This is a genomic window from Pseudomonas sp. FG13 (assembly GCF_057809755.1).
In genome coordinates this window covers 1-3,676 of record NZ_JBMDKO010000098.1, presented here as the reverse complement: position 1 = coordinate 3,676, position 3,676 = coordinate 1, and the positions used below count along the sequence as shown (strand labels likewise).

Here is a 3,676-nt window from a genome sequence, read left to right as displayed (position 1 = left end):
TCGCGATAGCGGTGGCACATTCAACGCGGATGCAGGCAGGCCTGGCGTCTTCGCGGGCAAGCCCGCTCTCACAGTGGATTTGTGGTGTGTGCAGGGTCTGTGTACGGCATCGAACCCTGTGGGAGCGAGCCTGCTCGCGATAGCGGTGGCACATTCAACGCGGATGCAGGCAGGCCTGGCGTCTTCGCGAGCAAGCCCGCTCCCACAATGGATTTTTGGTGTGCGCAGGGTTTGTGTACGGCATTGAATCCTGTGGGAGCGAGCCTGCTCGCGATAGCGGTGACACATTCAACGCGGATGCAGGCAGGCCTGTCGTCTTCGCGGGCAAGCCCGCTCTCACAAAGGGGTCAGCGGATGAAGTGGATCTTGCCGCTGTCGTCGTTGCCGATGTAGATGCCATAGACCCCGGCCTGGCGCTCCTCGATGTAACGTTCGAGGATCTGGCGGATGGCCGGGTAGTAGATGCTGTCCCAGGGAATGTCCTCCGGGGCGAAGAACTGGCAGGCGAGGGTTTCCGGGCCGAACTGGCCGGTGTTCTCCAGCGCGATGGCACGGAAGATGATGTACACCTCGCTGATCTTCGGCACGCTGAAGATCGAGTAGGGCGAGACGATCTCCGCGCGTACGCCGGTTTCTTCCCAGACTTCCCGCAGCGCCGCCTGCTCGGTGGTTTCGTTGCCTTCCATGAATCCGGCCGGCAGGGTCCAGGTGCCTGGACGTGGGGGGATGGCGCGCTGGCACAACAGGTATTTACCGTCCTGCTCGATGATGCAGCCGGCAATGATCTTCGGGTTGACGTAATGGATGTAGCCGCAGCCGCCACACATCAGCCGCTCATGGGTATCGCCCGCCGGCAGGCGTTGACTCAGGTCGCTGCCGCCACACTTTGGACAAAAGCTCGGGCTGAACATGTCAGTGTCCTATACGGGGTTCTTTCAGGGCGATGGGGGCCGTGATTTCTGGAATGGCGCCGGTCTCTTCCTGCTTGCGCTTGAGGTACTCCAGCGCAACCTTGGCCGCGGCTCGTACGTGGTCCACCGAAGCCTGGTGGGCGGCCAGCGGATCGCCACTCTTGATGGCCTCGACGATGCGTTCCATTTCCTGGTTGCTGGCGCCGCGGCGGTTTTCCTGGGACACCGAAGTGGCCCGCAGGTAGCTGATGCGCGCCTGCAACTGGCGCAGTTGGGTCGCGGCCACATGGTTGCCGGAGCCTTCGAGCAGCACGTCGTAGAAACCCTGCACCGAATCCAGCACCTGTTGCAGCTCGCCGTCCTTGAGGGCCTCGCGGTTTTCCTTCAGGGCCTTTTCGAGGGCCTTGATGTCCTTGGCGCTGGCGCGCAGGGTGAACAACTGGACGATCAGCCCTTCGAGCACGCAACGCAGCTCATAGATGTCACCGGCATCGCTCAGGGTGATGATCGCTACCCGTGGGCCCTTGGCATCGGCGAACTCCACCAGGCCTTCGGACTCCAGGTGACGCAAGGCTTCGCGCACTGACGTGCGGCTCACGCCCAGGCGATCGCACAGATCGCGCTCGACCAGACGATCTCCCGGCAGGAGCTGGAAGTTCATGATGGCGCTACGCAGCTTATCCAGCACGATCTCGCGCAGGGTGACGGGGTTTCGATTGACCTTGAAGCTGTCGTCGAGTGGCAGGCGTTTCATGGGCGTTGCTCTTTAGGTGGCTGTCCATGCAAAAAGAGCACGTCGATCACCATGACGTGCTCTTTGCGAAAACAGCCAAGGTTAACTGGAGGCCTCGGCATCGGCTTCAGCGAAGGCTTCGCGGGCGAGCCGGAAACTGTCGACGGCCGCGGGTACGCCGCAATAAATACCGACCTGAAGCAGGATTTCGCGTATTTGTTCACGACTCAGGCCGTTGCGCAAGGCACCGCGTACATGCAGCTTGAGTTCGTGAGGTCGATTGAGGGCTGAAATCATGGCCAAGTTTATCATGCTGCGTTCCTTGAGCGACAAACCCTCACGGCCCCAGACGTGACCCCAACAGTATTCGGTGACCATCTCCTGCAATGGCCGGGTGAAGTCGTCGGCGTTTTCGATGGAGCGTTTCACATAGGCTTCGCCCAGCACCTGGGTGCGGATCTGTAGGCCTTTTTCATATTTCTCGTTGCTCATTTCGATTGTCTCCCGTGGGGCTCAGAGCCCGCCCATCAGGGTGTATTTGAGTTCAAGGTAGTCCTCGATGCCATACTTGGAGCCTTCGCGTCCCAGGCCCGACGTCTTGACGCCGCCGAACGGCGCCACCTCGGTTGAAATCAGCCCTTCATTGATGCCGACCATGCCGTATTCCAACGCCTCGCTCATGCGCCAGGCCCGGCCCAGGTCGCGGGTGTAGCAATAGGCGGCGAGCCCGGAATCGGTGTCGTTGGCCATCTGCACGGCCTGGGCCTCGTCGTCGAAGCGAAAGACCGCCGCCAGTGGACCGAACGTTTCTTCCCGGGCGACTTTCATCTGCGTCGTGACGCCGACCAGTACTGTCGGCTGGAAGAACCCGTGCCCCAAGGCATGGCGCTCGCCGCCACAGATCAACCGGGCACCGTGGGCGAGGGCGTCCTGCACGTGGTCCTCGACCTTGGCGACGGCCCGCTCATTGATCAGCGGGCCCTGGCTGACGCCGGCCTCGAAACCGCTGCCGACCTTCAATTGCACCACGCGCTCGGACAGACGTGTGACAAACGCATCATGAATGCCGTCCTGCACCAGGAAGCGATTGACACAGACGCAGGTCTGTCCGGCATTGCGGAACTTGGCGATCAGCGCACCCTCCACCGCGCGCTCCAGGTCGGCATCGTCGAAGACGATGAAGGGGGCGTTGCCGCCCAGTTCCAGCGATACCTTCTTCAAGGTTGGCGCGCACTGGGCCATCAGCAATTTGCCAATGGCCGTGGAGCCGGTGAACGACAGCTTGCGTACCAACGGGCTGCCTGTCAGTTCACCGCCGATGGCCACAGCGTCGCCGGTCACCACGTTGAAGATCCCCGCTGGAATCCCGGCCTGTTCCGCCAGGGCCGCCATGGCCAAGGCCGAGAAGGGCGTTTCCGGTGCGGGCTTGACGATGCAGGGACAGCCTGCGGCCAGGGCGGGGCCGGCCTTGCGAGTGATCATCGCCGCCGGGAAGTTCCACGGGGTGATGGCCGCGACGACACCGATGGGCTCCTTGCTCACCACGATCCGGGCATCGCCTTTGTGGCTGGGGATGGTGTCGCCGTAGATACGTTTCGCTTCTTCGGCGAACCATTCGATGAAGCTGGCGGCGTAGAGGATTTCGCCCTTGGCTTCGGTCAATGGCTTGCCTTGTTCGAGGGTGAGGATTTCTGCCAGTGCATCGGCGTTTTCAAGCATCAGCCCGTGCCAACGCTTGAGGATCTGGCTGCGCTCCTTGGCGATCAGCCCGCGCCAGGCCGGCCAGGCCTTGTTGGCGGCGGCGATGGCCTGGCGGGCCTGTTCGGCGCCCAGGTTTGGCACCTGGCCGATCAACTCGCCAGTGGCCGGGTTGAAGATCTCCTGGCAGGCGCCATCGGGTGCTTCCAGCCATTGGCCGTCGATGTAGGCCTGCTGGCGGAACAGTTGCGAGGCTGCTGGACTCATGCCGGCTCCTGAAATAAAGATGGAAAATGACGCCTGGCGCTACGTTGTGGCGAGGGGATAAATCCCC

At 62.2% G+C, this 3,676-nt stretch carries 4 protein-coding genes; all 4 read right to left on the bottom strand.

The window, feature by feature from the left end; genetic code table 11:
• Positions 1-347: 347 nt before the first annotated feature.
• The 4 genes from ACODTO_RS29445 to ACODTO_RS29430 all read right to left on the bottom strand — a co-directional run bounded on the left by ACODTO_RS29445 (position 348) and on the right by ACODTO_RS29430 (position 3,609).
• Entirely contained in the window at positions 348-911 is a 564-nt protein-coding gene (locus tag ACODTO_RS29445; RefSeq protein WP_175362527.1) for an NUDIX hydrolase, read from the bottom strand.
• Between the two features lies 1 nt (position 912).
• Positions 913-1,665 (bottom strand): GntR family transcriptional regulator, encoded by a 753-nt coding sequence (locus ACODTO_RS29440; protein WP_139645296.1) that lies wholly within the window; start codon positions 1,663-1,665, stop codon positions 913-915.
• A gap of 81 nt (positions 1,666-1,746) precedes the next feature.
• The gene (locus ACODTO_RS29435; protein ID WP_139645298.1) at positions 1,747-2,136 is read right to left on the bottom strand and encodes a carboxymuconolactone decarboxylase family protein; all 390 of its coding nucleotides are present in this window, start codon (positions 2,134-2,136) and stop codon (positions 1,747-1,749) included.
• A gap of 21 nt (positions 2,137-2,157) precedes the next feature.
• Positions 2,158-3,609, bottom strand: coding sequence for an NAD-dependent succinate-semialdehyde dehydrogenase (locus ACODTO_RS29430; protein ID WP_175387046.1), 1,452 nt, complete (start codon positions 3,607-3,609; stop codon positions 2,158-2,160).
• Positions 3,610-3,676: the final 67 nt, after the last annotated feature.

Excerpts from the sequence above, each read along its gene's own strand:
- ACODTO_RS29445 (WP_175362527.1), bottom strand. The coding sequence starts at position 911 with ATGTTCAGCCCGAGCTTTTGTCCAAAGTGTGGCGGCAGCGACCTGAGT.
- ACODTO_RS29440 (WP_139645296.1), bottom strand. The coding sequence starts at position 1,665 with ATGAAACGCCTGCCACTCGACGACAGCTTCAAGGTCAATCGAAACCCC.
- ACODTO_RS29435 (WP_139645298.1), bottom strand. The coding sequence starts at position 2,136 with ATGAGCAACGAGAAATATGAAAAAGGCCTACAGATCCGCACCCAGGTG.
- ACODTO_RS29430 (WP_175387046.1), bottom strand. The coding sequence starts at position 3,609 with ATGAGTCCAGCAGCCTCGCAACTGTTCCGCCAGCAGGCCTACATCGAC.